The following is a 26555-nucleotide window of genomic DNA, read 5'->3' on the forward strand; positions in this document are numbered from 1 at the left end:
ATCGCCTGAAACTGCTGCAACACTGTGTTCGCAAGCGCCACGGCCGCCAGCCACACTGGGTGCATGCAGCCGCATCGGTTTTCGAAGCAGTGCTGCCGAAGGCTTACCTGCCCTCGCACGCCTCTGCACCTTTCGCGCCCCCCCCTGCTGAAGCGCTCAACCTTCGCGTTGCAACGCCAGCTGCGCATCGCGCATGCGGCGCTTTTCGCTGCGCGCCAGCAGCCACCAGCCAATCACCGCGGCAATCGACACCGCCAGCACCATCACCGTGGCCAGCGCATTGATCTTGGGGCTGATGCCCAGCCGCACCGACGAAAACACCTTGATCGGCAAGGTGGTGGAACTGGGCCCGGCCAGGAAACTGGCGATCACCACATCGTCCAGCGACAGCGTAAAGGCCAGCAGCCAGCCCGACGCCAGGGCCGGCGCGATGATCGGCAAGGTGATCTGGAAAAACACGTTCAGCGGCGTGGCACCGAGATCCATCGCGGCTTCTTCCAGCGAGCGGTCCAGTTCCTGCAGCCGCGAAGAAATCACCACGGTCACGAACGAGACGGTGAAGGTGACATGCGCCACCCAGATCGCCACTGCGCCGCGCGGCGCGATGCCGAGCACGCCCCCCATCGACACCAGCAACAGCAGGATCGACAGACCGATGATGACTTCGGGCATCACCAACGGCGCGGTGATCAATGCGCCGAACAGGGTTTTGCCGGGAAACCGCCGCAGGCGCACCATCGCCATGGCGGCCATCGTGCCCAGCACCGTCGATGCGCAGGCCGTCCAGAACGCCACCTCCAGGCTGACCCAGGCTGCGTCGAGCAATTGCCGGTCGCGCACCAATTCGCCGTACCACTTGGTCGAAAACCCGCCCCACACCGTTGCCAGGCGCGAGGCGTTGAACGAATACACCATCAACAACAGGATCGGCAGGTACAGGAAGCCGAAACCCAGCGCGAGCACGCTGCCGCCGAGCAGGCGCCCACCGCGCGAAGCGCGCATCATGTCAGCCGCCCTTCCAGCTCACGCTGCTGGTAGCGGTGGAAGATCACGATGGGCAGCAACAGCAGCAACAGCATCACCGTGGCCACGGCCGCTGCCACCGGCCAGTCGCGGTTATTGAAGAACTCGCCCCACAGCACGCGCCCGATCATCAGGGTGTTCGGCCCGCCGAGCATTTCCGGGATGACGAACTCGCCCACCGCCGGAATCATCACCAGCATGCAGCCGGCCACGATGCCGTTGCGCGATAGTGGCAAGGTGATGCGCGCGAACGCCTGCCATGGCCGCGCGCCCAGGTCGTAGGCCGCTTCGAGCAGGCGCTGATCGTGCTTGACCAGGTTGGCGTACAGCGGCAACACCATGAACGGCAGATAGCAGTACACGATGCCGATATAGGCGGCGATCGGCGTGTACAACAACTGCAACGGCTGCTTGATCACACCCAGCGCCAACAGCACCTGATTGAGCACGCCATTGCCATCGAGAATGCCGATCCACGCGTATACGCGGATCAAAAACGAGGTCCACGACGGCAGCACCACCAGCATCATCGCCACGTTGCGTGTGGCCAGCGGCAGGCGCGCGATCACATACGCCATCGGATAACCGATCAACAACGCAAGCGCCGTGGAAATGGCCGCGATCTTGATCGAACTCAGGTACGCAGCCACGTACTGGCTGTCGCGCAGCAAGGCCAGATAGTTGCCCAGATGCAGTTTGAGGCTCACCGCACCGTCGGCAGCAACCGCCAATAGCGGCGTATACGGCGGCATCGCGGTGGCGCGCTCGGCGAAGGAAATCTTCAGCACGATCAAAAACGGAATCGCGAAGAACACCAGCAGCCATAGATACGGTGCGGCGATCACGCCCCAGCGCGCGCCCGGCAAGCCACGGCTAAGAGTGGCTAGCAGAACGTAGCGAGCAGCCGCCAGGGGGGCGCGGACGGCGCGCAGGAACCGCAGTGTACGAGTGGTACATGAGGATTCCGAGCACCGGCCGCGCCCCCCTGGCGGCTGCGCAGTAGTTTTGCTGGCCGCTCTCATGCGGTGAGCACCACGCCGTCGTCTTCGCCCCACCCGACCCACACGGTGTCGCCCCAGGTCAGCGCTTCGCTGGCCCAGCGCTGGCGATTGGCGAAATTGGCCATCAGCTTGACCCCGCTGGGCAGGCGCACGTGGTAGACCGAGTGGCTGCCGAAATAGGCGATGTCTTCGATCACGCCCTGGGCCTTGTTGCAGGCCTGGGCCGGCTCGTCCTTGCCGATGGCGAGCTTTTCCGGGCGCAGCGCGAACGCCACTGCCTGCCCTTCGAAGCCGGTGATGCCGTGGCCGATGCGGATGCAGGCATCGAACGCCGGCGTTTTCAAGGTGACGTACTCGGGCGCGTCGTCGGCGATGAGCGCATCGATCAGATTGACCGAGCCGATGAACTCGGCCGCAAACCGGTTGGCCGGCTGCTCGTAGATTTCATCGGGCGTGCCCACCTGCTGGATCCAGCCCTGGTCCATCAGCGCGATCCGGGTGGCCATGGTCATGGCCTCTTCCTGATCGTGGGTGACCATGACGCAGGTCACGCCGGAGGTTTCGATGATGTTGACCAGTTCCAGCTGCATCTGCGAGCGCAGTTTTTTATCCAGCGCACCCATCGGTTCGTCCAGCAACAGCAGCTTGGGGCGCTTGGCCAGCGAGCGCGCCAGGGCCACGCGTTGCTGCTGCCCGCCGGAGAGCTGGTGCGGCTTGCGCTTGGCCAGCGCGCCAAGCTGCACCAGTTCGAGCATCTCGCCGACGCGGCTGGCGATCGCAGCCTTGGGCAAGCCTTCCTGCTTCAACCCGAAGGCGATGTTCTGCTCCACACTCATATGCGGAAACAGCGCGTACGACTGGAACATCATGTTGATCGGGCGCTCGTACGGCGGCAGTGCGTCGATCGGTTGACCATCCAGGACGATGCGCCCCTTGGTCGGCCGCTCGAACCCGGCAAGGCAGCGCAGCAGCGTGGATTTGCCGCTACCGGAACCACCGAGCAACGCGAAGATCTCGCCCTTGCGAATCTGCAGGCTGACGTCGTCGACCGCAACGAAGCCGTCGAACTCCTTGCGGACCGCGTCGATGCTCAGGTAGCCGCCGTCGCCAGCGGTGAGGTGGGGCTGCGGGGTGGCCTCGGGGGATGCCATTGAACCTCTCGATTGCGCATTGCATGCGCCACAACGGCCAATGCCGACCATGATGGCAAAACCCGGACGCGGCCGCGCATGGGCTGCCGCGTCACAGATTGCCCTGGCTGCTCTCAGCGCGCGTCCTGCGCCGGTGCGCTCCAGCCCAGCCCCAGACTCTTCTGCAGGGCCACGTAATTCACCAGCAACTGCACCTGCGCCTGTGCGGCAGCGTCCTGCGCCGACAACTGCTGGCGCTGCACATCCAGCAGATCGATCGATGAGGTGGCACCGGCATCGCGACGCTGCTGCATCAGCCCGGCCGAGCGCGTGGCCGAGGCTTCGGCCTGGCGTGCGACCACCAGCTGCTTGCGTGCCGAACCGAAGCGCGCCAACGCCGAATTGGCATCCTGCAAGGCAGCCAGCACGGTCCCTTCGTACGCTGCCGTACGCCCCGCATTGCCGGCACGCGCCTGCTCCACCTGCGCGCGGGTCTTGCCGAAATCGAAGATCGACCAGCGCAGCATCGGCACCGCCAATGTGGTCAGCGCGTCGGAATTGAAATCGCTCGGCGAGCCGGCGACCCAGCTCAGCCCGCCCAGCAGACTCACCTGCGGGAAGTAGCCGTTCAACGCCTCGCCGATCTGCGCGCTGGAGGCGGCCAGCTCGCGCTCGGCCTTGCGCACGTCCGGGCGCCGGCGGATCAACGCGCCGGCATCGTCCACGCGCACCTGTGTCGGCAGCATCGGCAAGGGCTGCGGCGTGCTGAGCTGGGCATCCAGCGCGCCGGGCTCGCGCCCGACCATCAGGGCCAGCTGGTCCTGCGCTTCCTGCGCCTGCATTTCCAGCGGCAGGCGTTGCGCCTCCTGCTGCTGCACCTGGGTGGCGATCTGCTCGACCTGCAGGTCCGAGGCGGCGCCCTGCCCGCGACGTTGCTGCACCAGCTGCAGCGACTGGCGGATCTTGTCCAGGTTGGTATCGGCAATGGCCAGGCGCGCCTGCAAGCCGCGGTAATTGAGATAGACCTGCCCGACTTCGGCGGCCAGCTGCACCTGCGCATCGGCCAGCTCGGCTTCGGAGGCCTGTGCCTGCGCCAGCGCGCCTTCGGCGGCGCGACGGCGGCGGCCGAAGAAATCCAGCTCCCAGCTCGCATCGAAGCCGGCGCTGTAGATCTGCGTCTCTTCCAGGTTCAGCGCCTGGTTGCCGGCCGCCGGCGGCTGGCCGGGTTGACCCTGTTGCAGCCCGCCGAGCGTGTCGACAATGGTCTGCGGCGGTTCGGCGTAGGCATACACCGCGCTGGCGTTGAGCTTGGGCAGGCGCTCGGCGCGGCGTTGCTGGGCCAGCGCGCGGTTGGCACGCAGCCGCGCCTGTGCCGCGCGCAGGTTGGGGCTGTCGGCCAAGGCCTGGGTGACCAACTGGGTCAGGAGCGGGTCGTGCAGTTCCTCCCACCAATGGTTCAGCGGTGCGGCGGCGACCACGTCCGCGCCGCTGGCACGATGCAGGGCGGGTGCCTGCATCGCCGCGTCGGCAACCGCTGGCGGCTTGGTGTAGTTGGGGCCGAGCATGCAGCCGCCAAGCAGCAGCGTGCCCACCGCCGCAGCCAGCGGCATGCGGATCAGGCGCATGGAATCAGTGCATTGCAAGGTGCGCCCCCTTGGGTAACGGCTTGAGCAAAAAGGCCAGCGGAATCGTGCAGACCACGATCACGCCAAAGATCCAGAACAGGTCGCTATAGGTCATCACCAGGGACTGCTGCTGCACGACGCGGGCGAACTGGGCGATCGAGCGGGCTGCCGCCTCGCCGCCGGCGCTGCCCTGCATCTGTGCGGTCAGGCCGGCCAGCGCCTCCTGTGCACGGCTGGCATTGGCGGTGATCGAGCTGCCGATGGTTTCGGTGTGGAAGGTCATGCGGCGCTCCTGAAAGGTGGAGATCAGCGCCAGCCCGACCGAGCCGCCCAGGTTGCGGCCGGCATTGAACAGGCCCGAGGCATCGCCCGCCAGTTCCGGCGGCATCGACGAGATCGCCGCCTGGTTGAGCGACATCATCGCCAACGCCAGGCCGCAGCCCTGCAGCAGCTGCCCGGCGACAAAGTGCGTGCCCACGGTGTCGGCAGTCAGCGACAGATTGACGAAGCAGGCAGCGGCAAAGCAGATCAGCCCGGCAATGACCAGGATGCGCACGTCCACCGTTTCCAGCAGCTTGGGCATCATCGGCATCAGCAGCACGGTCGGCAGGCCGGACAGCAGCAGCACGTACCCGGCCTGCTCGGTGTTGTAGCCGGAGATCACCGCCAGGAACTGCGGAATCATGTACATGACGCCGAACAGGATCATGCCCACCGCCATGACCATGATGAAAACCGCGCCGAAGCTGCGCTGCAGCAGCAGCGACAGCCGGATCACCGGAGGGCGCCGCCGGAACTGGCTGATCACCAGGGCGATGAAGCCGCTCAACGCAAGCAGGCTCAGGGTATTGATCTCGCTGGATTCGAACCAGCGCTCGCGCTGGCCTTCTTCCAGCACCACGGTCAGCCCGCCCAGACCCGCGGTCAACCCGTAGATGCCCAGCCAATCGGCGTCGAGCAGGCCTGCCCAGTCACCCTTTTCGTGCTTGAGGCCGAGCAGCAGCAGCGCAACCAGGCCAACGCAGATCGGCACGTTGATGAAGAACGCGTAGTGCCAGCTGACGTTTTCGGTCAGCCAGCCGCCGAGCAGCGGGCCGATCACCGGGCCCATGATCACGGTCATGCCGAACAAGGCGGTGCCCATGGTCTGCTGGCTGGGCGGCAACCGCGTGGCGACGATGGTCAGCGCGGTCGGAATCAGGGCGCCGCCGGCCAGGCCCTGCCCGACGCGGCCGATGATCATCATCGAAAGCGACGTCGACAGCCCGCACACCACCGAGAACGCGGTGAACATCACCGCGCAGATCAGCAGGAAATTGCGCAGGCCCAGCGTGCGCACGAACCAGCCGGTCAGCGGGATCATGATGATCTCGGCCACCAGGTAGGCGGTGGAAATCCAGGTGCCTTCTGTACCGCTGGCGCCGACCTCGCCCTGGATGGTGGGCAGCGCGGCATTGACGATGGAAATATCCAGCGTCGCCATGAACGAGCCGATGGTGCCGGCCAGCACCGCCAGCCAGGCGCCCGGCTCGGCCTTCTCGCGCTGGGCGCTGCCGCCGGCACGCGGGCCGGTGGCGGCCGCTGCACTCATCGCGCGCGCTCCTGCTCCTGCACGCGGTCGGATTCTTCTTCGGCACGCTGCTTGGCGTCCTTGGCCGAGCGCGTGTCCACGGTGACCTCCACCGACATGCCCGGCACCAGCACCTTGCGCGCCTCTTCACCGGCCAGCACACGGATGCGCACCGGCACACGCTGTACCACCTTGGTGAAATTGCCGGTGGCGTTTTCCGGCGGTAGCAAGGCGAACTGCGAGCCGGTGCCCGGCGACAGGCTCTCGACCTTGCCGTGCAACTTCACTCCGGACAGCGCATCGACCTCGATCTCGGCCGGCTGGCCGGGACGCATCAGGCCGACCTGGGTTTCCTTGAAATTGGCAACCAGATACAGCGATTGCTGCGGCACGATGGTCATGGTGCGGGTGCCGGCGCCGAGGAACTGGCCCACCTGCACGGTCTTGTCGCCCACCCGGCCGTGGATACGGCTGGTCAGACGGGTGTCTTCCACCGCCACCCGCGCCTGGTCGGCATCGGCGGTGGCCTGTTTCACGCCGGCCTGTGCCTGTTCCAGTTGCGCGCGGCTGGCCTGGATCTGGCTCTCGCCGGCCTTGGCCTGCGCCTGCGCGGCGTCGTACTGCGCACGTGCGCGTGCCAGATCGTGCTGCAGGCTTTCCTGATGTTCGTGGGTGTCTGCGCCGGAGGCGGCCAACGGCGCGAAGCGCTTCACTTCGGCCTGGGCGAACTTAAGGCTGGCAGCAGCGGCGGTGACCTGGGTGCGCGCCTGCAGCAGCGCCGATTCCTGCGCGGAGACATTGGCGGTGGCGGCGACGATATCGGCCTGGCGTGCGGCAATGGCGGCTTCGGCTTGCTGCAGGGTGGCCTGGTAGGTGCGATCGTCGATCTGCAGCAACGGCTGGCCGGCTTCCACGATCTGGTTGTCGCTCACCAGCACCTTGGTCACGTAGCCGCTGACGCGCGGTGCCACCGCCACCGAATCGGCCTGCAGATAGGCGTTGTTGGTGTCCTGCATGTAGCGGCCCTTGATCAGGTAATAGGCCAGCCACACCACGAGCAGGATCAGCACCAGCACCCCGACCAGGATCAGCGTCCACTTCACCTTGGGGTTCTTCAACGGCGAGGGCTTGGGCGCCTGCTGCTCGTCGCGCGCGCCGGCGCCCTGCGCATCCGTGGCCGAGGACTGGCCGTCATTGGACTGATGGTCGTGGTTGCTCAAAAGGATGCGTCCTGTGTGATGGGCGAGGCGCGCCACGCAGCGGCCGTCTCGGCGGCGTCGGCAATGGCGGCGCAACCATACAATTATTTGAACTGCCCGGTACAGATTGCGTGATGACCCGACCGGCCAACAACCGGCCCACCAAGTCCCGACGGTGCCATTCCCACGCCATGCGCGTGGCCCGTGGGAGGAGCCGTCGCACGGGGCCGCACTGCGCTCGGGCGCAGCACCCGCCGCCGACGCAGCCGGTCAATGCCCGGTCTTGATCTCGGTCCACAGCCGCGTGTACAGCCGGTCCACGTCCGGCGGATTGATCGCGTAGGTAAACATCTTGGCCGTCACTTCCGGCGGCGGGTAGATGGTGGGGTCGTTGCGGATCGCCGCATCCACCAACGGCGTGGCCGTGCGCACCGGGTTGGCGTAATGGATGAAGTTGGTGTTGGCCGCGGCCACGTCCGGCTTCAACAGATAATTGATGAAGGCGTAGGCGTTGTCAGGGTGCTTGGCATCCTTGGGAATGGCCAGCATGTCGAACCACTGCGGCGCGCCTTCCTTCGGAATGGCGTAAGCCACCTTGATGTTGTTGCCGGCTTCCACGGCACGGTCGCGCGCCTGGATGATGTCGCCGGACCAGCCCACCGCCAGGCAGGTATTGCCGTTGGCCAGCGAGGTCACGTACTGGCTGGAGTGGAAGTTCTGCACGTACGGGCGAATGGCCTTGATCAGCGCGGCGGCCTTTTCGATCTCGGCCGGCGCCGTGCTGTGCGGATCGAGCCCGAGATAATTGAGCGCGATCGGAATCATGTCCGAAGGCGTGTCCAGGATGGTCACGCCGCAGTCCTTGAGTTTGGACAGATTCTCCGGCTTGAACACCAGATCCCAGCTGTTGGCGACATCGGTGTTGCCGAAGATCGCCTTGAGCTTGTCGACGTTGTAGCCGATGCCGGTGGTGCCGATCATGTACGGCACGCCATAGGCATTGTTCGGGTCCTGCGCGGCGATGCGGCGCATCACGTCCGGATCCAGATTGACCAGATTGGGGATCTTGCTCTTGTCCAGCGGCAGGAAGACGCCGGCCTGGATCTGACGGCCGAAGAAGTTCAGCGTGGGCACCACCACATCGTAATCGCTGCCGCCGGCCAGCAACTTGGTTTCCACCATTTCGTCGCTGTCGAAGACGTCGTAGGTGACCTTGATGCCGGTGCTCTTTTCGAACCCGGGAATGGTGTCCTCGGCGATGTAATCGGAATAGTTGTAGACGTTGAGCACCTTGGCCTGCGCGTCGGTCTTGCCGGGCGCGCCAGCGCCGCCACAGCCGGACAACAGGGTGATGGACAGCGTCAGGGTGAGCAGTCGCAGCGTCATGTGGGTCTCCAGGCAGCGCGATGGGGCGGCCGGTATCGAATCCGGTCTCTTCCCAGCCTACTCACCACGCCCGGGTTTGCCCAGCGCAGCGGGACCGGCACGGACCGACCTTGCCGGCTGACCAGCGCGGCAGCCGCCACGAAGGCACCGCTGCGCGCATGCGTGCTCACCGACCTCGTCACTGCCCGCTGCCGTGCGGTGGGACGACTTGTGCAGGAGCTATCGACCCAAGGCGTGCGCGGTGTCGTCCAGCGCGGCCCAGGCCTTGTCGAACAGTTCGTCGACCTGCTCCCGGGTAATGATCAACGGCGGCGACAGCAGCATGGCATCGTAGGTCGCGCGCAGGATCAGCCCGCGGCGCAGCGCGAAATCGCGACACATCGCCCCTACCCGCCCGCGCCCGGGGAAATACGCACCACGGCGCTGCTTGTCCGGCACCAGCTCCAGCGCCCCGACCAGCCCGGCGATGCGTGCCTCGCCCACCAACCGGTGCTCGCCCAGGGCGGCCCAGCGCTGCGCCAGGTACGGCGCAACCTGCGTGCGCGCGGTCTCGACAATGCCCTCGTCCTGCAGCAGGCGCAGGTTTTCCAGCGCCACCGCCGCGCACACCGGATGCCCGGCATAGGTACCACCGTGCGCCAGCTCGCCGCCTTGGGTCTTGAGCACGCCGGCCACGCGGTCGTTGAACATGGCTGCCGCCAGCGGGATGTAGCCGGAGGTGATGCCTTTGGCCAGCGTCATCACGTCAGGCTGGAAGCCGAAGTACTCCGCACCGAACCACTCGCCGGTGCGGCCGAAACCGCAGATCACTTCATCGGCGACCAGCAGGACGTCGTAGCGCCGACAAATCCGCTCGATTTCCGGCCAGTAACTGCGCGGTGGGATATAGACGCCGATCGCGCCCATGATCGGCTCACCGATGAACGCAGCCACATGTTCGGGGCCGAGTTCCAGAATCTTGTCCTCCAGACGACGTGCCGCCAGCAACCCGTAGTCCTCCGGATCCATCTGCCCGCCATCGCCGAAGTGATACGGCGGTGCGATGTGATGGATATCGGCAATCGGCAACCCGCCCTGCCGGTGCATTCCCTTCATGCCGCCCAGGCTGGCGCCGGCCATGGTGGTGCCGTGATAGCCATCGTGGCGGCCGATGAAGATGCGTTTTTGCAGCCGCCCCTGCACGGCCCAGAAATGCCGCACCAGGCGCAGGATGGTGTCGTTGGCCTCGGACCCGGAGTTGGCGAAGAACGCATGATTCAAATCGCCCGGCGCCAACGCCGCCAGCTTGGCCGCCAGCTGGATGGTGGGTTCGGTGGTGCACTGGAAGAAGCTGTTGTAGTAGGCCAGCTGCTCCATCTGACGCGCCGCTGCCTGCGCCAGTTCCTTGCGCCCGTAGCCGACATTGACGCACCACAGTCCGCCGAACGCATCCAGCAACTGATTGCCATCGGCATCCCACACGTACACGCCCTCACCGCGCGTCAGGATGCGCGTGCCCTTGTGCGCCAATGCCGCGTTGTCGTTGAACGGATGCAGATGATGGGCGGCGTCGAGCCGCTGCAACGCCTTGAGCACCGAAGGATCCACGACCTGCTCCGCGCGTGAGGGGTTACAAGCATACCCAGGCCCTGTTGCCGGACCGTGGACGGTTTTGCAGAACGCCCGGCCAATCGCTTGCACACCCGGCAGGCAGCTTGGCCGCGAGAACTTCCGTTGCCGCCGAGGTTGCCTTCATCCATCCTTCGGGCACTTTTCCCGGGAGGAGAAGGAACACAGCACGCGCGTGAGATGCAAGAACGCCTCACACATTCAACAACAAGAACTCCCGTTCCCACGAACTGATGACCCGGAAAAACGTCTCGTACTCTTTCCGCTTCACCGAGATGTATGCACGCACGAACCGCCGCCCCAACATCTCCTGCAACGCCTCGCAGCCTTCCAGTTCATCCAGCGCCTCGCCCAGCGAGCGCGGCAAATCGTAGCCCTGCTCCTTGCCATTGCTGCTGATCGGCGCGGTCGGTTCGAGCTTTTCGCCGATCCCCAATAACCCGCAGGCCAAGGTCGCTGCCATGGCCAGATACGGGTTGGCGTCGGAGCCGGCAAAGCGGCTTTCCACCCGCATGTTCTGCGGTGCATCGATGGGCACGCGCAGCCCGCAGGTGCGGTTGTCGAAGCCCCACAGCACATTGCTCGGCGACACCTCGCCGAACATCAACCGCCGGTATGAATTGACGTTGGGCGCCAGCAGGCCCATCGCCATCGGAATGTATTTCTGCAAGCCGCCCAGATAATGCGCGAAGGTATCGCTGAAACCGCCCTCGCGCTTGCCGCTGAACACGTTCTTGCCGGTGCCGGCATGCAACAGGCTCTGGTGGATATGCATCGCACTGCCTGGCTCGGTTTCCATTGGTTTGGCCAGGAACGTGGCATACACACCGTGCCGCAGCGCGGCTTCGCGCATGGTGCGCTTGAACAGGAACACCTGGTCCGCGCGCGACATCGGGTCGGCATGGGTGAAGTTGACTTCCAACTGCGCGGCGCCGGATTCGTGGATCAGCGTGTCCACGTCCAGCTCCATCGCATCGCAGTAGTCGTACATCAAATCCAGGATGGGGTCGAACTCGTTGACCGCGTCGATCGAGTACGACTGCCGCGCCGTTTCCGGCCGCCCGGAGCGCCCTGCCGGCGGCAGCAACGGGAAGTCGGGGTCGGTATTTTTCTGCACCAGGAAGAACTCCAGCTCCGGTGCCACCACCGGTTGCAGCTTGGCCTGGGCATAGGCGTCCAGCACGCGGCGCAGCACGTTGCGCGGGGCAAGTTCGTGCGGCTGGCCATCCTTGGTATAGCAGTCGTGGATGACCTGCGCGGTGGGGTCGGCTGCCCACGGCACCATGCGCACGGTGCTGGCATCCGGGCGCAGATGCATGTCCGAATCCGACGGTGAGGTGAGCGCGTAATAATCGTCGGGGAAATCGCCGGTCACGGTGGTGGCGAAGATGCCTTCCGGCAGGCGCGTTCCGTAGTCATGCGAGAACTTGTCGGCGGGAATGATCTTGCCGCGCGCGTTGCCGGTAATGTCCGGCACCAGGCATTCCACCTCGGTGATGCTGCGCTCTTTCAGCCAGCGGCGCAGCGCGCTCTCCGGCTGCTTGGACGGGGTCTTGCGCGAACGCGTGCGGATGGACATGCAACCTCACTTGCCGCGTCGCGCGGCGTATTGGCGACAGGCATCGCCGAAGGCCTGAAAGATGGCACGGTAGAACGGATGCTGTGTGACACGCCATTCCGGATGCCATTGCACTGCCAGCAGAAACCCCGGGCCGGAGCCGCGGAACGCTTCGATCAGCCCGTCCGGCGCGGTGGCTTCGATCAGCAGCCCCTCAGCCAGCGTGGCAATGCCCTGCCCGTGCAGGGAATTGACCCAGACCTGGGCGCTATCGCTCATGCACGCCAGCCAGCCGCCGGGATGCAGGTGCACCACATGCGCCGGGCCATATTGCATGTCTGTCGGTGTGCCGCGGTCTTCCCGGTGGTCGGCCAGGCCGGGCACGTCGTGCACGCGCTGATGCAGGCGCCCGCCCAGTGCCACATTGACCTCCTGCAGCCCGCGGCAGATCGCCAGCACCGGCAGGCCACGCGCAAGCGCCTGCGGCATGAGCGCAAGGCTGGTGGCATCGCGCGCCGGGTCGTGCGGGTTGCCTTCCCAGCTGGGCTCGTCGCTGTAGTGATGCGGCTCCACATTGCTGACCGCCCCGGTCAACAACAACCCATCCAGCCGCTCCAGCCACGCGCCTGCATCCAATGCCGGCTGCAGGCTGGGCAACAGCACCGGCATCGCAGCGGCTGCCTCGACCACCGCGCGGATGTACTTCTCGCCGGCAGCCAGAAACGGATGAGGCCCTTGCAGGATGCGATCGGTCGGCAGGCCGACCAGCGGAACGACTGCCATGCGCGAAATCCGATACGTTCGGTGGAACGTCGATACGCTCGAAGTTACCGCGCCATTGCCGGCATTGCCAAGCGTGCCACTGCGCTTGCGATTACTCACGCGCGCTTTGCTACGCTGCGTGGCGACTTCGCAGGTGTTGCCCATGGCTTCCGAAAACTCCATCGCCTCCCTGCCGGCTGCCGATGCCCACACCCTCTCTCGCATCGCCGGGTGCGAGTCTGTCGATCTGTTATTGCCCGACACCAACGGCGTGCTGCGCGGCAAGCGGGTGACCGCCGAGGCCCTGGGCAAGGTGTATCGCGAGGGCGTGTGCCTGCCGATGTCGCTGATCGCCACCGACATTACCGGCAACACGGTGGAAGAAACCGGGCTTGGCTACGCGATCGGCGACGCCGACCGCATCTGCCGGCCGATCGAAGGCTCGCTACGCCCGGTGCCCTGGGCGCCAAGGCCGATGGCGCAACTGCTGCTGGCGATGCATACCCCCGAAGGCGCGCTGTTCGAAGTCGCCCCGCGTGCGGTGTTGCAGCGCGTGTTGCAGGGGTTTGGCGCACTCGGCCTGACCCCGGTCATCGCAGTGGAGCTGGAGTTTTACCTGTTCGACGCCATCGCCGATGCACAGGGGCGCCCGCAGACCCCGCGCGACCCGATCACCGGCGAACGCAGCGACAGCACGCAGGTGTATTCGCTGCAGGATCTGGACGACCAGCGTGGTTTTACCGATGCGGTCACCGCCGCTTGCAGACAGCAAGGCATTCCGGCCGACACCGCCGTGGCCGAGTACGCTCCCGGCCAGTTCGAAATCAATCTGCACCACCGTGCCGATGCGGTGGCCGCCTGCGACGAGGCAATTCTGCTCAAGCGCACCATCAAAGCCATTGCGCAGCAGCAGGGCAAGCTGGCCAGCTTCATGGCCAAGCCTTTCCCCGGCCAGGCCGGCAGCGGCCTGCATCTGCATGTGAGCCTGCTCGATGCCGCCGGGCACAACGTGCTGGCCAGCGCCGCCGACGCGCCTGCGCAGCCGCTACGCCACGCCATCGCCGGGCTGCAGCGGCATGCGGATGCCTCGCTCCTGATGTTCGCCCCGCATGCCAACAGCTATCGCCGCTTCGTCAGCAACGCGTTCGTGCCACTGGATGCAAGCTGGGGTTTCAACAACCGCACCGTGGCGCTGCGCATCCCGCACAGCGATGCGCACAACACCCGCATCGAACACCGCATTGCCGGTGCCGATGCCAACCCGTATCTGGCCGCTGCAGCCGTGCTGGCCGCGATGCTGGACGGCCTGCGGCAGCCGGCCGAACCCACCGCGGCGGTCACCGGCAATGCGTACGCGCAGTCGGTGTCCACCCCGCGCAGCTGGCAAGGCGCGGTGGATGCGTTCCTCGGCAGCGACTTCATCGCCGAGCAGTTCGGCATGCAGTTCCAGCACGTATTCGGCCAGCAGAAGCAACGCGAGCTGCTCGACTACCAGGCGCAGGTCCCCGACCTGGATTACGCGCGGTACCTGCGCACCGTGTGATGGCTTCCCCCCACGCGCCACCGCCGCACAGCGATTCAGCGGGCAACCGGTATCCGGACAGCTGGTATGCACGCAGCACGCCGGCCCTGCCCCAACAACCGCGCCTGCAAGGCGCCGAGCACGCCGACGTCTGCATTCTCGGCGGTGGCTATACCGGCCTCGCCGCCGCGCTGGCGCTGGCCGAGGCCGGTTACGCCGTCATCGTGCTGGAAGCCCGGCGTGTGGGCTGGGGCGCGTCCGGGCGCAATGGCGGCCAAGCCATCGTTGGCTATGGGTGCGAGCAGGAAACGCTGGAAGCGCTGGTCGGCAACGACGATGCTCGCCTGTTGTTCGATTTCTCGCGCGACGGCATGCGCCTGTTGCGGGAGCGCATCGCGCGCCATGCCATCGCCTGCGACTGGCGCGACGGCCACGCGCATGTGCCGCTGAAGCCGCGTCAGGTGCAGGCGCTGCAACACGGCATCGTGCGCATGGCCGAACGCTACGACTACCCGCTGCAATGGTGGGACCGCGCACGCACCCGCCAGGTGCTGGACAGCCCGCTGTACCTGGGCGCCATGTTCGACCCTGCCAGCGGCCATCTGCAGCCGCTGGCCTATGCACTGGGCCTGGCGCGGGCCGCGCTGGCCGCCGGCGTGCGCATCTACGAGGACTCGGCCGTGACCAGGCAGCGGCCCGGCGCGCGCGTGGTGATGCATACCGCCCACGGCAACGTGACTGCCGCGTTCGGTGTGATCGCCGGCAATGCACTGCTGCGCGGCATCGCCCCGACGCTGGAGCAGCGCATCATGCCGGTCGGCACCTATGTCGGCGCCACGCCGCCGCTGGGCCAGGCGCGTGCACGCGCCCTGATCGCCAACGACATGGCGGTGGCCGATACCAACTGGGCACTGGATTACTATCGGCTCAGTGCCGATCACCGCCTGCTGTTCGGCGGGCGCGCCAGTTACTCCTCGCGTCCGCCTGCGGGCTTGCAGCGCCTGATGACCCAGCGCATGCATACGGTATTCCCGCAGCTGCACGACGTACCGCTGGAAACGCTGTGGGGCGGCTACGTGGACATCTCGCGCAACCGTGCGCCGCACTGGGGCCGGCTGGCGCCCAATCTGTACTTCGCACAGGGCTTTTCCGGACATGGCGTGGCGGCCACCGGCCTGGCCGGCCAGGTCATTGCCGAGGCCATCGCCGGCCAGAGCCGGCGTCTGGACGTGTTCGAACGCATTCCGCACCGCCCGTTCCCCGGCGGGCAGCGGCTACGGACCCCGCTGCTGGTGGCGGCGATGAGCTGGTATCGGCTGCGCGATGCGCTGTGGTGAGCGCCACGCTTTGGAACGTGGTGCTCAAGTTTTGGCGAGCAGGGCCGTTAGCTGACCTGACGGTTCGATCCAGACGGCCAGCCGATGTCCCCAGGTACCCTACATCGCAATAGTGAAAGTGCAGTCCTGCCGCAGCGCGTGCTGTTGGTGGAGAACTCGCGCACGTTCACCAGCATGCTGCGCGAAGCCATCGAGCAACGCGTGGAACTCCCGGTCACGGTCGTCTCGACCCTGGCCGAAGCCGCGCGCGTGCTCGACGAAGAGGACGGCTGGTTCCTGGTCCTCACCGGCCTGGTACTGGTGGACGGCGACCGCGACAAGGTCGTGGAATTCTTTCTCTCGCGCAAACTGCCCACCGTGGTGGTCAGCGGCGTGTACGACGAAGACTTGCGCCAGCGCGTGCTGCAGCAGCAGATCATCGATTACGTGCTGAAAAATGCACCGGGCAGCATCGAATACCTGGCATGGCTGGTGCAGCGCCTGGAGCGCAATCGCCGGATCGCCGCCCTGGTGGTGGACGACTCGCTGTCGGCACGCACCTATGCCGGCGCGCTGCTGTCGATGTACGGCTACCGCGTGGTGCTGGCGGCCGACGGTGCCGCCGGGCTGGACGCGATCGAACGCGACCCCGGCATCCGCCTGACCATCGTCGACCAGGAAATGCCTGGGATGGATGGCGTGGAATTCACCCGCCGGCTGCGCGCGATCCGCTCGCGCGACAAGGTGGCGGTGATCGGCATTTCCGGCAATAGCGATTCGTCGTTGATTCCGCGTTTCCTGAAGAACGGCGCCAACGACTTCCTGCGCAAACCCTTCTCGCGCGAAGAATTCTTCTGCCGCGTATCGCAAAACGTGGACCAGTTGGAACTGATCGGCACGCTGCAGGATCTGGCCACCCGCGACTTCCTCACCGGCCTGCCCAACCGGCGCTACTTTCTGGAACAGAGCCAGCGCGTCATTCCCAAGCTGCTGTTGCAGGACCAGACGGTGACCGCGGCGATGGTGGATATCGACCATTTCAAGCACATCAACGACACCTGGGGCCACGAAGCCGGCGACCAGGCGTTGCGTGCGGTGGCCGCTTCGGTGTCCGGGCATGCGCGGCCGCAAGACTTGGTCGCACGCTTCGGCGGCGAAGAGTTCTGCCTGCTGGTGCCCGGGCTGGATGCGGCCAATGCCACCAGCTATTTCGAAACCCTGCGCGAACGCATCAGCGCCTTGCGCGTGCGCGTGGGAGACGAGACGTTGAGCATGACGGTGAGCATCGGCGTATGCATCGCCAGCGAAAGCGACCAATCGCTGCATTACCTGCTGAACGAAGCGGACAAGCACCTGTATCTGGCCAAGGCCGGCGGCCGTAACCAGGTGCGTCTGGCAAGCTGATCCAGCGTCGCCTGCAGGCCCAAGCGACGCGTGCGGATGACGCGCCTGCCGACATGCCTTGATCCAGATCAACGCACTGCCGGCGCGCGCGGCTTACCGTATGCCCATCGCATTGGGCAAGGTACTTCGATGGCACTGCTGGTCTGGCAGGACGACCTCAACACCGGGATCGAGGTCATCGATCATCAACACCGGCGCATTGTGGACATGATCAATCAGCTGCATGTTGCGCAGACCAGTCTGCAGCAACTGGCAGTGGCGGAGGTGATCGACGAACTGATCGATTACACGCTCTCGCACTTCGCCTTCGAAGAAGAACTGATGCAGGAAGCCGGCTATCCCTTCAGCCAGGCGCACCAGCGCGTGCATGCGGTGTTCGGCAAGCGTGTCGGCGAATACCGCCTGCGCTTCCAGGCCGGCGAAGACGTCAGCGACGAACTGCGCAACATGCTCTCACGCTGGCTGTTCAACCATATTCGCGGTGACGATCAGGCCTACGCACCACAGGTGATCGCACACCTGGACCGGTTTTCGCGCACACATCAGCATGGTGGCTGGCTGGGCCGCACGCTCAAGCGGATCTTCGGCTAGCAGCCAGATCAACGCCTCGGCTCTGCAGCAGCGCACCGAAGCGCGCACGCCATCGCGTCATCGTGGGCCGCCGCGTTGCTGCACGATCGCAGACTCCATCAACCGTTGCGATCTGCCGCTCAGCGACGCCAGCGCCGCGCCACGACCAGCGCCATCAGGCTCAGCACGGCCGCCCCGCCCAGGTAATACCCTACCGATTGCACGCCGTAACTGGCCGCCAGTTGCGTGGCCACGTAGGGCGCCGGCGCCGCGCCCAGGATGCTGGCCAGATTGAACGACAGCGATGCGCCGGTGTAGCGCACCTCGGTGGGATACAGCTCGGCCAGCAACGTGCCGCAGGGACCATAGGTCAGGCCCATGAAGAAAAATCCCAGCGACAGGAACGCCAGCACCTGCAACGGGTGACTGGCCTGAAACAGCGGCGCAAACGCCAGGCCGAATGCCACGATGGCGATGCTGGCCAGCATCATCGCCAGCGGCGCGCCGTGCCGGTCGCCAAACTTGGCCGACAGCGGAATGCCGAGCGCAAAAAATACGATGCCGGCCATCTGCAACAACAGGAATTGTTCCTTGTCGTAGCCCAGCGTCTTGGTGCCATAGCCGAGCGCGAACACCGTCATCAGATAAAACAGCACGAAGGTGGCGAACGCGCCCAGCGTGCCGACAATCAGCGCCGGCCAATGCTGCGCGACCACGGTGCCCAGCGGCAGCCGGACACGCGTCTTGCGGTCCAGCGTCTTCTGGAAATCGGGCGTCTCGGTGATGCTCAGGCGCACCCACAGCCCCGTCAGGACCAGCAATGCACTGGCCAGAAACGGCACGCGCCATCCCCACTGCATGAACTGCGCATCGTCCAGCACTGCGCCCATGCCCAGAAAGGTGCCGGTGGACAACAAGAACCCCAGCGGCGCGCCCAGTTGCGGAAACATGCCGTACCACACCCGCTTGCCCGGCGGCGCGTTCTCGGTGGCCAGCAGCACCGCCCCGCCCCACTCGCCGCCCAGGCCCAACCCCTGGCCGAAGCGGCATAACGCCAGCAACGCAGGCGCAAACACGCCGATCTGCGCGTAACTGGGCAGCAGGCCGATGGCCACGGTGGACAAACCCATCGTCAGCAGCGCTGCCACCAGCGTGGCCTTGCGCCCTACCCGGTCGCCGAAGTGACCGAACAACGCCGAGCCCACCGGCCGCGCAACAAACGCGACCGCAAAGGTCGCCAACGACTGCAGCATCGCCGCACTGCCATCGCCGGCGGGAAAGAACAGCGTGGGAAATACCAGCACTGCGGCGGTGGCGTAGATATAGAAATCGAAGAACTCGATGGTGGTGCCGATCAGGCTGGCGAACAGCACGCGCGCAGGTGAATTGGTGGGTGCGGCAAGCGGCGCAGCGGCAGTCATGGTTGATCGGCATCCGGGAAGCAAGACGGCCGATTCTGGCAGATCGCGGCACTGCTTTGCGCAGGCCAGGCGGGAGCAAAAAGTTGCAGGCGTGACCGATGGTGCTGTGGATCGCGCCCGACTCGTCTTGGAGCAGACGCGTTCGCAGAGGAGAGGTGTCCGGCAACGCGTAGCCGGAGATCGTCAACTGCTCAGCCTGCAAGGTGCGAGGTCTTCGCGTTTGCTGCAGGCCCTTGCGCGCCCACCATCGCAGGACACGCCGCAGGTACGCACTTGTAGGCTCCGTGGCGGGCACCCATGCCGCCAAGGGTCCCGCGACGATGGGCCGGCAAGGACCAGTTGAATTGGTCGGTCTGCAGAGCTTCAATCAAGCAGCGGGAAGCTCGCTCAACCGCCCTGCAACGTTTGCGCAGCTGATCGCTGCGCATGCTCGGCCAAACCAACCGGCGTCAGTACTGCAAACTGCCGCTCGCCGCGATCTTCCACGCGCACCCAATCCGGACCCGGCTGGCCGTCCAGGTTCGCCGTCCCCAACCAGGCGAGCGTGCGCAGCAGCACGCTCATGCGCACGCCCAGGTGCTTGCATAGCCGGGCCAGCGACACGCCATCGGGCGCGTCGGCAAGCGCATGCAACAGCTGTGAGGTGAGCTGTGGATCAGCGGACAAGCACTGCTCCGATATCGCGCGGCGCCGCATCGGCGGTTTCGGCGCGGTGCGGCAGCACGATGACCGGAATCGACTTGGAGGTCGGCGTACGCGCCTCGTCGGCGAAACTGGACAACGGCACCAGCGCATTGGTTTCCGGGTAGTACGCGGCCAGGCAGCCACGCGGGATGTTGTAGTCCACCAACAGGAAACGCCGCGCCTCGCGGCGCACGCCGTCCTCGCACAGGCTTTCCAGGTCCACCCAATCGCCCGCCTTCATGTTCAACGCCGCGATATCCGCCCCATTGATGAACAGCACGCGGCGCTCGCCGAACACACCGCGATAGCGGTCGTCCAACCCATAGATGGTGGTGTTGTACTGATCGTGCGAACGCGTGGTGGCCAGCGTAAACACCATCTGCTCGGCGTGGCTGCGGCGCGCGCGGTGGATGGGATTGTCGGTGGGCACCGCATGCGACTTGAACACGGCACGTTGTTCCGGCGTCACCCATTGGCGATCGCGGGCGGTGTTGGACAAACGGAACCCACCCGGCGTACGCACGCGTTCGTTGAACCCGGCAAAGTCCGGAAACACCTGCGCGATGAGATCGCGCACGCGGTCGTAATCGCCCACCAGCCAGCGCCAGCGGATCGCGCTGCGTGCGCCCAGCGTGGCTTCGGCCATGCGCGCCACGATCGCCGGTTCCGACAGCAGGTCCGGCGAGGCCGGCGGATTGATGCCGGCCGACAGGTGCACCATGCTCATCGAATCTTCCACCGTCACGCCTTGTGCGCCGGCATCCTGGATGTCGATCTCGGTGCGCCCAAGACACGGCAGGATCAACGCATCGCGCCCATGCACCAGGTGGCTGCGATTGAGCTTGGTGGTGACATGCACGGTCAATTCGCAGTTGCGCAACGCGCGGTGCGTGGCATCGGTATCCGGCGTGGCGGCAGCAAAATTGCCGCCCATCGCGAAGAACACCTTGCCCCGCCCATCCAGCATCGCCTCGATCGCACCCACGGTATCGAACCCGTCTGCGCGCGGGGGCGCGAAACCGAACACCGATTGCAGCTTGTCCAGGAACGCGGCCGGCGGCTTTTCATAGATCATCATCGTGCGGTCGCCCTGCACGTTGCTGTGCCCGCGCACCGGGCAGACGCCCGCGCCGGGCCGGCCCAGGTTGCCGCGCAGCAGCAGCAGGTTGGTGATCATGTGGATGGTCGCCACCGAATGCTTGTGCTGGGTGATGCCCATGCCCCAGCAGGCAATCACGCGCTCGGCATTGAGATAGATCTCGCCGGCCTTGCGCAGCGCGGTTTCGTCCAGCCCGGATTCTTCGACGATGGTGTCCCAGCGCTCCGCGTGCACGTCGGCAGCAAACGCCTCGAAATTGGCGGTGTGCGCCTGGATGAACTCCAGGTCCAGCAAGCGCGGCGTGCCATCGCGCTGCGCCTGCGCATCGCGCTCCAGCACGTGCTTGATGATGCCCTTCACCGCAGCCAGGTCGCCGCCGATCTTGAGCTGGAAATAATCCGAAGCGATGCGCGTGGAGCCGTTGTGCAACATCTCCAGCTTGTCCTGCGGGTCGGCGAACTTTTCCAGCCCGCGCTCGCGCAGCGGGTTGAACGCCGCAATCGCCGCACCGCGCTTGGAGGCCTGACGCAACTCGCCCAGCATGCGCGGATGATTGGTGCCCGGGTTCTGCCCGAAGATGAAGATGGCGTCGGCCAGCTCGAAATCGTGCAGCGACACCGTGCCCTTGCCCACGCCGATCTGCGACCGCAGCGCGGTGCCGGAGGGCTCATGGCACATGTTGGAGCAATCGGGGAAATTGTTGGTGCCGAACTCGCGCACGAACAACTGATACAGGAACGCTGCCTCGTTGCTGGTGCGCCCGGAGGTGTAGAAGATCGCCTCATCCGGCGTTGCCAGGCCATTGAGATGCCGCGCGATCTGCGCAAAGGCATCGTCCCAGCTCACCGGCACGTAGTGGTCGGTCGCAGCGTCGTAGCGCATCGGGTGGGTCAGGCGACCCTGCCCTTCCAACCAGTAATCGCTGTATTGCGACAGCAGGCTGACGGTGTGCGAAGCGAACAGCTCCGGCCCGGCGCGACGTGCGGTGGACTCGGCCGCCACGGCCTTGGCGCCGTTTTCGCAGAATTCGAACGTGGACGTGTGGTCGCGATCCGGCCAGGCACAACCGGGGCAGTCGAAACCGTCCGGCTGGTTGGCGTGCAGCAGCGTCTTGGCGCCCTGCACGGCGATGTCCTGTTCCATCAGGTGCTTGGCCACCGAGCGCAATGCGCCCCAGCCGCCCGCGGGATTGTCGTATTGCTTGATGGTTTTCTTGCTCATGCGGGCTCTCCCACCGCAACGCCCAGATCCAGGCGCTGCGGATGGCTGTAAACGACACAATCGTGATCGCGGGCAAACCCGATCAGGGTCAGTCCCGCACTCTCGGCCAGGCTGATCGCCAGCGCAGTTGGCGCCGAAATCGCTGCGAGCAGCGGAATTCGGGCCTGCGCGGCTTTCATGGCCATTTCGTAACTGGCGCGGCTGGTGACCACCGCGAACCCGTGCGATGCATCGATGCGCGCGCGCGCCAATGCACCGATCAATTTATCCAACGCGTTATGCCGGCCCACGTCTTCGCGGACCAGCTGCACATTGCCCTGCGCATCGGCCCAAGCAGCCGCGTGCACGGCGCCGGTCTGCGCGGCGATGGGCTGCCGTGCATGCAGCGCATCCAGCGCATGCGCCAAGGCATCCACGTCGATCTGCAGCGACGAGTGCAGCACCGGCGGCACACGCAGCACCGCTTCGATGGACTCGTTGCCGCACACCCCGCACCCGCTGCGCCCGTCCAGATTGCGGCGCCGTTGGTCCAACGCGGCTGCGCGCTCGGGCGGGATTTCTATTTGCAGCGAAGCGCCTTCCAAAAACGTCTCCACCGCGATCACGCGCAAGTCCTGCGCGTGATCGACGATGCCTTCGCTCAACGAGAACCCAAGTGCGAAATCCTCCAGGTCCTCCGGCGTGGCCATCATCACCGCGAACGGCACGCCGTTGTAGATGAAGGCGACCGGCATTTCGGCCGCCACCATGTCCTGCACCGTGGCGCTGCGGCCGCCGCGATGGCGACGGACCGTGCGTACCACACTGCCCGGACGCACGGCGCGGGAAGACGGACTGGTCATCTCACCTCAATGGAACAGCACGAAGGCTTTTTGCAGCGTGACCCAGATACCGAACAGCATCGGGATACCCACCGCCAGCCAGGCAAACGCGACCAGCGCGGGGTTGCCGCCATGACCGATGCGCGCCATTTGTTCCGGTGGAATCGTGCCGTGCCCGGTGCGGTCGACCTTTTCGTGCGCCAGCTGCTTTTCGCGTGCCAGTTCGTCGGGCGTCATGAAGTGACGTGCGGCCACCGGGCGCACCAACAGATTGCAGATCAGGCCGAGCACGAGCATGCCGGCAAGGATGTACATGGTGGTGTTGTAGACCTGTGACGGCGGGCTGCCGTGCGCCAGCTGGTACTCGCGCATGTAACCCACCACCACCGGACCCAGGATGCCGGCGGTTGCCCAGGCAGTCAGCAGCCGGCCGTGGATGGCGCCGACCATCTGGGTACCGAACAGGTCGGCCAGATACGCCGGAATGGTGGCGAAACCGCCGCCGTACATCGACAGGATGATGCAGAAGATGCCCGCAAACAGCGCGATGCCGCCAATACCGCCAGCCGACGGCGCCGCTGCATACAGGCAGATGCCCAGCACGAAGAACAGCGTGTAGGTGTTCTTGCGGCCGAGCTTGTCGGACATGCTGGCCCAGAAGAACCGGCCGCCGATGTTGAACAGGCTGAGCAGACCGGTGAAGCCGGCCGCGATGGCCGCGATGCTGGCCAGCTGGGTGGGATCCAGGCTGGCGAAGCCCACATCCACGCCGATCAGACGGCCGCCGAACACTTCCTGCAACATCGGCGAGGACATGCCGATCACGCCGATGCCGGCCGAGACGTTCAGGCACAGCACGCCCCACAGCAACCAGAACTGCGGGATGCCCCAGACCTTTTTCACGTGCACGTGGTTGGCGGTGATCATGGCGTTGCTGCTGGCCACCGGCGCGGTCCAGCCGGCCGGGGTCCAGCCGCTCGGCGGCACGCGGTAACCGAACGCGCCGGCCATCATGAAGACGAAGTACAGCGCCGCCATCACCAGGAAGGTTTCCATTACGCCCACCGAGGTGGGGGTCGCGAAATGGCGCATCAGCGCATCGGCCAAGGGGCTGCCGATCATCGCGCCGCCGCCAAAGCCCATGATCGCCATGCCCGTCGCCATACCGCGTCGGTCCGGGAACCACTTGATCAGCGTCGACACCGGCGAGATGTAGCCCAACCCCAGGCCGATGCCGCCGATCACGCCCGAGCCCAGCCACAGCATCCAGATCTGATGGAAGTGGATGCCGACTGCCGAGATCACCAGCCCGCCGCACCAGCACAGCGCCGAGACCACGCCGGCCTTGCGCGGGCCGGCCCGTTCCAGCCAGCCGCCCCAGATCGCTGCCGAGCACCCCAGCAGCACGAAGAACAGCGTGTACATCCACTGCAGCTCGCTGATCTTCCAGTCGCAGGTGGTGGCCACCATGCGTGCGAACAGGCCCATATCGGCCGGGCATGCGATCGACTCGGTGATGCCCAGCGCCTTGGACAACGGCAGCCAGAACACGCTGAAGCCGTAGGCCATGCCGATGCACAGGTGGATCGCCAGTGCTGCCGGCGGTACCAACCAACGATTGAACCCCGGCCGCGCAATGATGCGCTCCTTGGACAGTAAACCGGCGTCTGCGCCGCTGGCTGTCGCCACGGTGGACCCTTGCGTCATTCTCATTTCCCCCAAAAAACCAACGATGAACTGCGAAAACACGGCTGACAGGACTACCACCAACGCCTGGCGGGCGATGGCGACGTCCTGTCGGCCGTTCCGAATACGATTGATAGCTGCAATCAAATAACGCGTTGCGATATGGGCAGCGACACCGACCAGGCCCAACTGGCGGTCGTCTGGCGCATCATCGGCGATCCCTGCCTGTTTGCAATGCTTGCCAGCGCCCTGCAGTGTTGCAAAGCGCCGCCCATACCCATGTCACGTAAGCGTGCCTTGGTGTTAGCGGCCGCAGCTGCGACTAATTGACTAGTCTGTCTGCACTTCGCCAACCGCGTCGCGAAACCCGTCCCCGCGCCGGCTGCACGCGCAGCGCTGTGGCGGGTGCCGGCATCATCCGGTCCTGGTGTCGCTCGACCGGAATACGCACGATGCGCCTGCTACTCCTGTGCGCCTGCCGGCCTGTCAGGTGACGGCCGAGGCGCCAGCTGCGTACAGTCGGGCGATCCTGCACGATGGAGCCTGCCATGCCCCTCCACCTTCCCAGCGATGCCGCCGATGCGCTGCAGGCACCGACGCAGCTGGATGCCTTCTGGATGCCGTTCACCGCCAATCGCCAGTTCAAGTCACGGCCTCGCCTGCTGGCCTCGGCGCAGGGCATGCATTACCGCGATGTCCACGGCCGCCAGATTCTGGACGGCACGGCAGGCCTGTGGTGCTGCAATGCAGGACATGGCCGCGAGCGCATCGTGGCCGCCATTCGCGAACAGGCCGGCACGCTGGATTTCGCGCCGACCTTCCAGATGGGCTCTCCGCTGCCCTTCGTACTGGCGCAGCGGCTGGCCGCAATCGCCCCGCCCGGCTTGGGCCATGTGTTCTTCACCAACTCCGGCTCGGAGGCGGTGGATAGCGCGATGAAGATCGTGCTGGCCTACCACCGGCTGCGCGGCGAAGGCCAGCGCACCCGTTTTATCGGCCGCGAAAAGGCTTACCACGGGGTCGGCTTCGGCGGCATGTCGATCGGCGGGCTGCCCAACAACCGCAAGTGGTTCGGTCCGCTGCTGGCCGGTACCGATCATCTGCGGCACACGCTGGATCTGCAGCGCAACGCCTATGCGCGTGGATTGCCCGCACACGGCGCGGAGCTGGCCGACGATCTGGAACGGCTGATCACCTTGCACGATGCATCCACCATCGCCGCAGTGTTCGTCGAACCGGTGTCCGGTTCGGCCGGCGTGATCCTGCCGCCGGAAGGTTACCTGCAGCGGTTGCGCGCCATTTGCGACCGCCACGGCATCGTGCTGGTGTTCGACGAGGTGATCACCGGTTTCGGCCGCGTGGGCGACGCATTCGCCGCGCAGCGCTTCGGCGTCACCCCGGACATCATCACCGCCGCCAAGGGCCTGACCAGCGGCACCGTGCCGATGGGCGCGGTGCTGGTGGCCGATGCGATCTTTGATGCCTTCATGCACGGGCCGCAAAACGCGATCGAGCTCTTTCACGGCTATACCTATTCCGGCCACCCGCTGGCCTGTGCAGCGGCGATTGCCACGCTGGACACCTATGCCGAGGAAGAGCTGTTCACCCGCGCGATCACGCTTGGCCTGCAGTGGGAAGACGCACTGCACGGCCTGCGCGGCTCGCCGCATGTGATCGACATCCGCAACATCGGCCTGATCGGCGCGATCGAGTTGGCACCACGCGACGGCGCCCCGGGCGCGCGCGGTTACGAGGTCTTCGAGCGCTGTTTCCACGAGGGCGGCCTGCTGGTGCGCGTCACCGGCGATGTCATCGCACTGTCACCGCCGCTGATCGTCACCCCGGAGCAGATCGGGCAGATGGTGGAGACGCTGGGCAAGATGCTGCGCCAGGTGGACTAGGCTCGGCTGGCCATAGGCAACGACCGCAACGCCGGCGACGGGCCCCGC

General features: G+C 65.8%; 20 protein-coding genes and 1 other RNA gene. 5 read left to right on the forward strand and 16 right to left on the reverse strand.

The window, feature by feature from the left end:
• Positions 1 to 156 precede the first annotated feature (156 nt).
• From J7396_RS14155 to J7396_RS14205, 11 genes are all read right to left on the reverse strand, one after another.
• Complete coding sequence (locus J7396_RS14155; RefSeq protein WP_011347786.1) at positions 157 to 1005, reverse strand: ABC transporter permease subunit; 849 nt, start codon at positions 1003 to 1005, stop codon at positions 157 to 159.
• Positions 1002 to 1913 (reverse strand): ABC transporter permease subunit, encoded by a 912-nt coding sequence (locus J7396_RS14160; protein WP_029819636.1) that lies wholly within the window; start codon positions 1911 to 1913, stop codon positions 1002 to 1004. Before J7396_RS14160 ends, J7396_RS14155 begins: the two co-directional genes overlap by 4 nt.
• Positions 1905 to 1980: non-coding RNA, sX9 sRNA (locus J7396_RS14165), on the reverse strand. Before J7396_RS14165 ends, J7396_RS14160 begins: the two co-directional genes overlap by 9 nt.
• Positions 1981 to 2041: 61 nt before the next feature.
• Entirely contained in the window at positions 2042 to 3175 is a 1134-nt protein-coding gene (gene potA / locus J7396_RS14170; protein ID WP_008571333.1) for a polyamine ABC transporter ATP-binding protein, read from the reverse strand.
• Between the two features lie 113 nt (positions 3176 to 3288).
• Entirely contained in the window at positions 3289 to 4779 is a 1491-nt protein-coding gene (locus J7396_RS14175) for an efflux transporter outer membrane subunit (protein ID WP_209261616.1), read from the reverse strand.
• A 4-nt stretch (positions 4780 to 4783) separates the two neighbouring features.
• Positions 4784 to 6370: an MDR family MFS transporter gene (locus tag J7396_RS14180; RefSeq protein WP_209261617.1), complete on the reverse strand. Its 1587-nt coding sequence runs from the start codon at positions 6368 to 6370 to the stop codon at positions 4784 to 4786.
• Positions 6367 to 7569: an HlyD family secretion protein gene (locus J7396_RS14185; protein WP_065627966.1), complete on the reverse strand. Its 1203-nt coding sequence runs from the start codon at positions 7567 to 7569 to the stop codon at positions 6367 to 6369. The genes J7396_RS14180 and J7396_RS14185 overlap by 4 nt, the downstream gene beginning before the upstream one ends.
• A 249-nt stretch (positions 7570 to 7818) precedes the next feature.
• On the reverse strand, positions 7819 to 8934 hold the full coding sequence (locus J7396_RS14190) for a polyamine ABC transporter substrate-binding protein (protein WP_209261618.1): 1116 nt from the start codon (positions 8932 to 8934) through the stop codon (positions 7819 to 7821).
• A 219-nt stretch (positions 8935 to 9153) separates the two neighbouring features.
• Positions 9154 to 10521, reverse strand: coding sequence for an aspartate aminotransferase family protein (locus tag J7396_RS14195; RefSeq protein ID WP_209261619.1), 1368 nt, complete (start codon positions 10519 to 10521; stop codon positions 9154 to 9156).
• A 214-nt stretch (positions 10522 to 10735) separates the two neighbouring features.
• On the reverse strand, positions 10736 to 12121 hold the full coding sequence (locus J7396_RS14200) for a glutamine synthetase family protein (RefSeq protein ID WP_008571340.1): 1386 nt from the start codon (positions 12119 to 12121) through the stop codon (positions 10736 to 10738).
• 6 nt (positions 12122 to 12127) lie between these two features.
• The gene (locus tag J7396_RS14205) at positions 12128 to 12883 is read right to left on the reverse strand and encodes a gamma-glutamyl-gamma-aminobutyrate hydrolase family protein (protein WP_209261620.1); all 756 of its coding nucleotides are present in this window, start codon (positions 12881 to 12883) and stop codon (positions 12128 to 12130) included.
• 142 nt (positions 12884 to 13025) lie between these two features.
• Here J7396_RS14205 and J7396_RS14210 point away from each other — a divergent pair, with 142 nt between their 5' ends.
• The 4 genes from J7396_RS14210 to J7396_RS14225 all read left to right on the forward strand — a co-directional run bounded on the left by J7396_RS14210 (position 13026) and on the right by J7396_RS14225 (position 17695).
• Positions 13026 to 14405, forward strand: coding sequence for a glutamine synthetase family protein (locus tag J7396_RS14210; RefSeq protein ID WP_209261621.1), 1380 nt, complete (start codon positions 13026 to 13028; stop codon positions 14403 to 14405).
• The gene (locus J7396_RS14215; RefSeq protein WP_209261622.1) at positions 14402 to 15721 is read left to right on the forward strand and encodes an FAD-binding oxidoreductase; all 1320 of its coding nucleotides are present in this window, start codon (positions 14402 to 14404) and stop codon (positions 15719 to 15721) included. Before J7396_RS14210 ends, J7396_RS14215 begins: the two co-directional genes overlap by 4 nt.
• Before the next feature lie 84 nt (positions 15722 to 15805).
• Complete coding sequence (locus J7396_RS14220) at positions 15806 to 17104, forward strand: diguanylate cyclase (RefSeq protein ID WP_011347797.1); 1299 nt, start codon at positions 15806 to 15808, stop codon at positions 17102 to 17104.
• A 129-nt stretch (positions 17105 to 17233) separates the two neighbouring features.
• Positions 17234 to 17695, forward strand: coding sequence for a bacteriohemerythrin (locus J7396_RS14225; protein WP_005915313.1), 462 nt, complete (start codon positions 17234 to 17236; stop codon positions 17693 to 17695).
• A 119-nt stretch (positions 17696 to 17814) separates the two neighbouring features.
• On the opposite strand, the gene J7396_RS14230 is transcribed toward J7396_RS14225, so the two are convergent.
• From J7396_RS14230 to J7396_RS14250, 5 genes are all read right to left on the reverse strand, one after another.
• On the reverse strand, positions 17815 to 19095 hold the full coding sequence (locus tag J7396_RS14230) for an MFS transporter (protein ID WP_209261623.1): 1281 nt from the start codon (positions 19093 to 19095) through the stop codon (positions 17815 to 17817).
• 387 nt (positions 19096 to 19482) lie between these two features.
• Positions 19483 to 19761, reverse strand: coding sequence for a hypothetical protein (locus J7396_RS14235; protein ID WP_209261624.1), 279 nt, complete (start codon positions 19759 to 19761; stop codon positions 19483 to 19485).
• A complete protein-coding gene (locus J7396_RS14240; RefSeq protein ID WP_127168120.1) occupies positions 19751 to 22099 on the reverse strand; it encodes an FdhF/YdeP family oxidoreductase in 2349 nt (782 codons plus the stop codon). Before J7396_RS14240 ends, J7396_RS14235 begins: the two co-directional genes overlap by 11 nt.
• A complete protein-coding gene (fdhD, locus tag J7396_RS14245; RefSeq protein WP_029819644.1) occupies positions 22096 to 22941 on the reverse strand; it encodes a formate dehydrogenase accessory sulfurtransferase FdhD in 846 nt (281 codons plus the stop codon). Before fdhD ends, J7396_RS14240 begins: the two co-directional genes overlap by 4 nt.
• A gap of 6 nt (positions 22942 to 22947) precedes the next feature.
• A complete protein-coding gene (locus J7396_RS14250; protein WP_008571350.1) occupies positions 22948 to 24627 on the reverse strand; it encodes an OFA family MFS transporter in 1680 nt (559 codons plus the stop codon).
• Positions 24628 to 25142: 515 nt separating this feature from the next.
• Here J7396_RS14250 and J7396_RS14255 point away from each other — a divergent pair.
• On the forward strand, positions 25143 to 26507 hold the full coding sequence (locus tag J7396_RS14255; protein WP_209261625.1) for an aspartate aminotransferase family protein: 1365 nt from the start codon (positions 25143 to 25145) through the stop codon (positions 26505 to 26507).
• The last annotated feature ends 48 nt before the right edge of the window (positions 26508 to 26555 follow it).

The organism is Xanthomonas sp. A1809 (genome assembly GCF_017746015.1).
Classification (GTDB): domain Bacteria; phylum Pseudomonadota; class Gammaproteobacteria; order Xanthomonadales; family Xanthomonadaceae; genus Xanthomonas; species Xanthomonas euvesicatoria.

Bases quoted from the DNA above. Each gene is read 5' to 3' on its own strand.
- J7396_RS14155 (WP_011347786.1), bottom strand. From the start codon at position 1,005: ATGATGCGCGCTTCGCGCGGTGGGCGCCTGCTCGGCGGCAGCGTGCTC.
- potA (WP_008571333.1), bottom strand. From the start codon at position 3,175: ATGGCATCCCCCGAGGCCACCCCGCAGCCCCACCTCACCGCTGGCGAC.
- J7396_RS14175 (WP_209261616.1), bottom strand. From the start codon at position 4,779: ATGCGCCTGATCCGCATGCCGCTGGCTGCGGCGGTGGGCACGCTGCTG.
- J7396_RS14180 (WP_209261617.1), bottom strand. From the start codon at position 6,370: ATGAGTGCAGCGGCCGCCACCGGCCCGCGTGCCGGCGGCAGCGCCCAG.
- J7396_RS14190 (WP_209261618.1), bottom strand. From the start codon at position 8,934: ATGACGCTGCGACTGCTCACCCTGACGCTGTCCATCACCCTGTTGTCC.
- J7396_RS14200 (WP_008571340.1), bottom strand. From the start codon at position 12,121: ATGTCCATCCGCACGCGTTCGCGCAAGACCCCGTCCAAGCAGCCGGAG.
- J7396_RS14205 (WP_209261620.1), bottom strand. From the start codon at position 12,883: ATGGCAGTCGTTCCGCTGGTCGGCCTGCCGACCGATCGCATCCTGCAA.
- J7396_RS14210 (WP_209261621.1), top strand. From the start codon at position 13,026: ATGGCTTCCGAAAACTCCATCGCCTCCCTGCCGGCTGCCGATGCCCAC.
- J7396_RS14220 (WP_011347797.1), top strand. From the start codon at position 15,806: ATGTCCCCAGGTACCCTACATCGCAATAGTGAAAGTGCAGTCCTGCCG.
- J7396_RS14225 (WP_005915313.1), top strand. From the start codon at position 17,234: ATGGCACTGCTGGTCTGGCAGGACGACCTCAACACCGGGATCGAGGTC.
- J7396_RS14230 (WP_209261623.1), bottom strand. From the start codon at position 19,095: ATGACTGCCGCTGCGCCGCTTGCCGCACCCACCAATTCACCTGCGCGC.
- J7396_RS14240 (WP_127168120.1), bottom strand. From the start codon at position 22,099: ATGAGCAAGAAAACCATCAAGCAATACGACAATCCCGCGGGCGGCTGG.
- fdhD (WP_029819644.1), bottom strand. From the start codon at position 22,941: ATGACCAGTCCGTCTTCCCGCGCCGTGCGTCCGGGCAGTGTGGTACGC.
- J7396_RS14250 (WP_008571350.1), bottom strand. From the start codon at position 24,627: ATGACGCAAGGGTCCACCGTGGCGACAGCCAGCGGCGCAGACGCCGGT.
- J7396_RS14255 (WP_209261625.1), top strand. From the start codon at position 25,143: ATGGAGCCTGCCATGCCCCTCCACCTTCCCAGCGATGCCGCCGATGCG.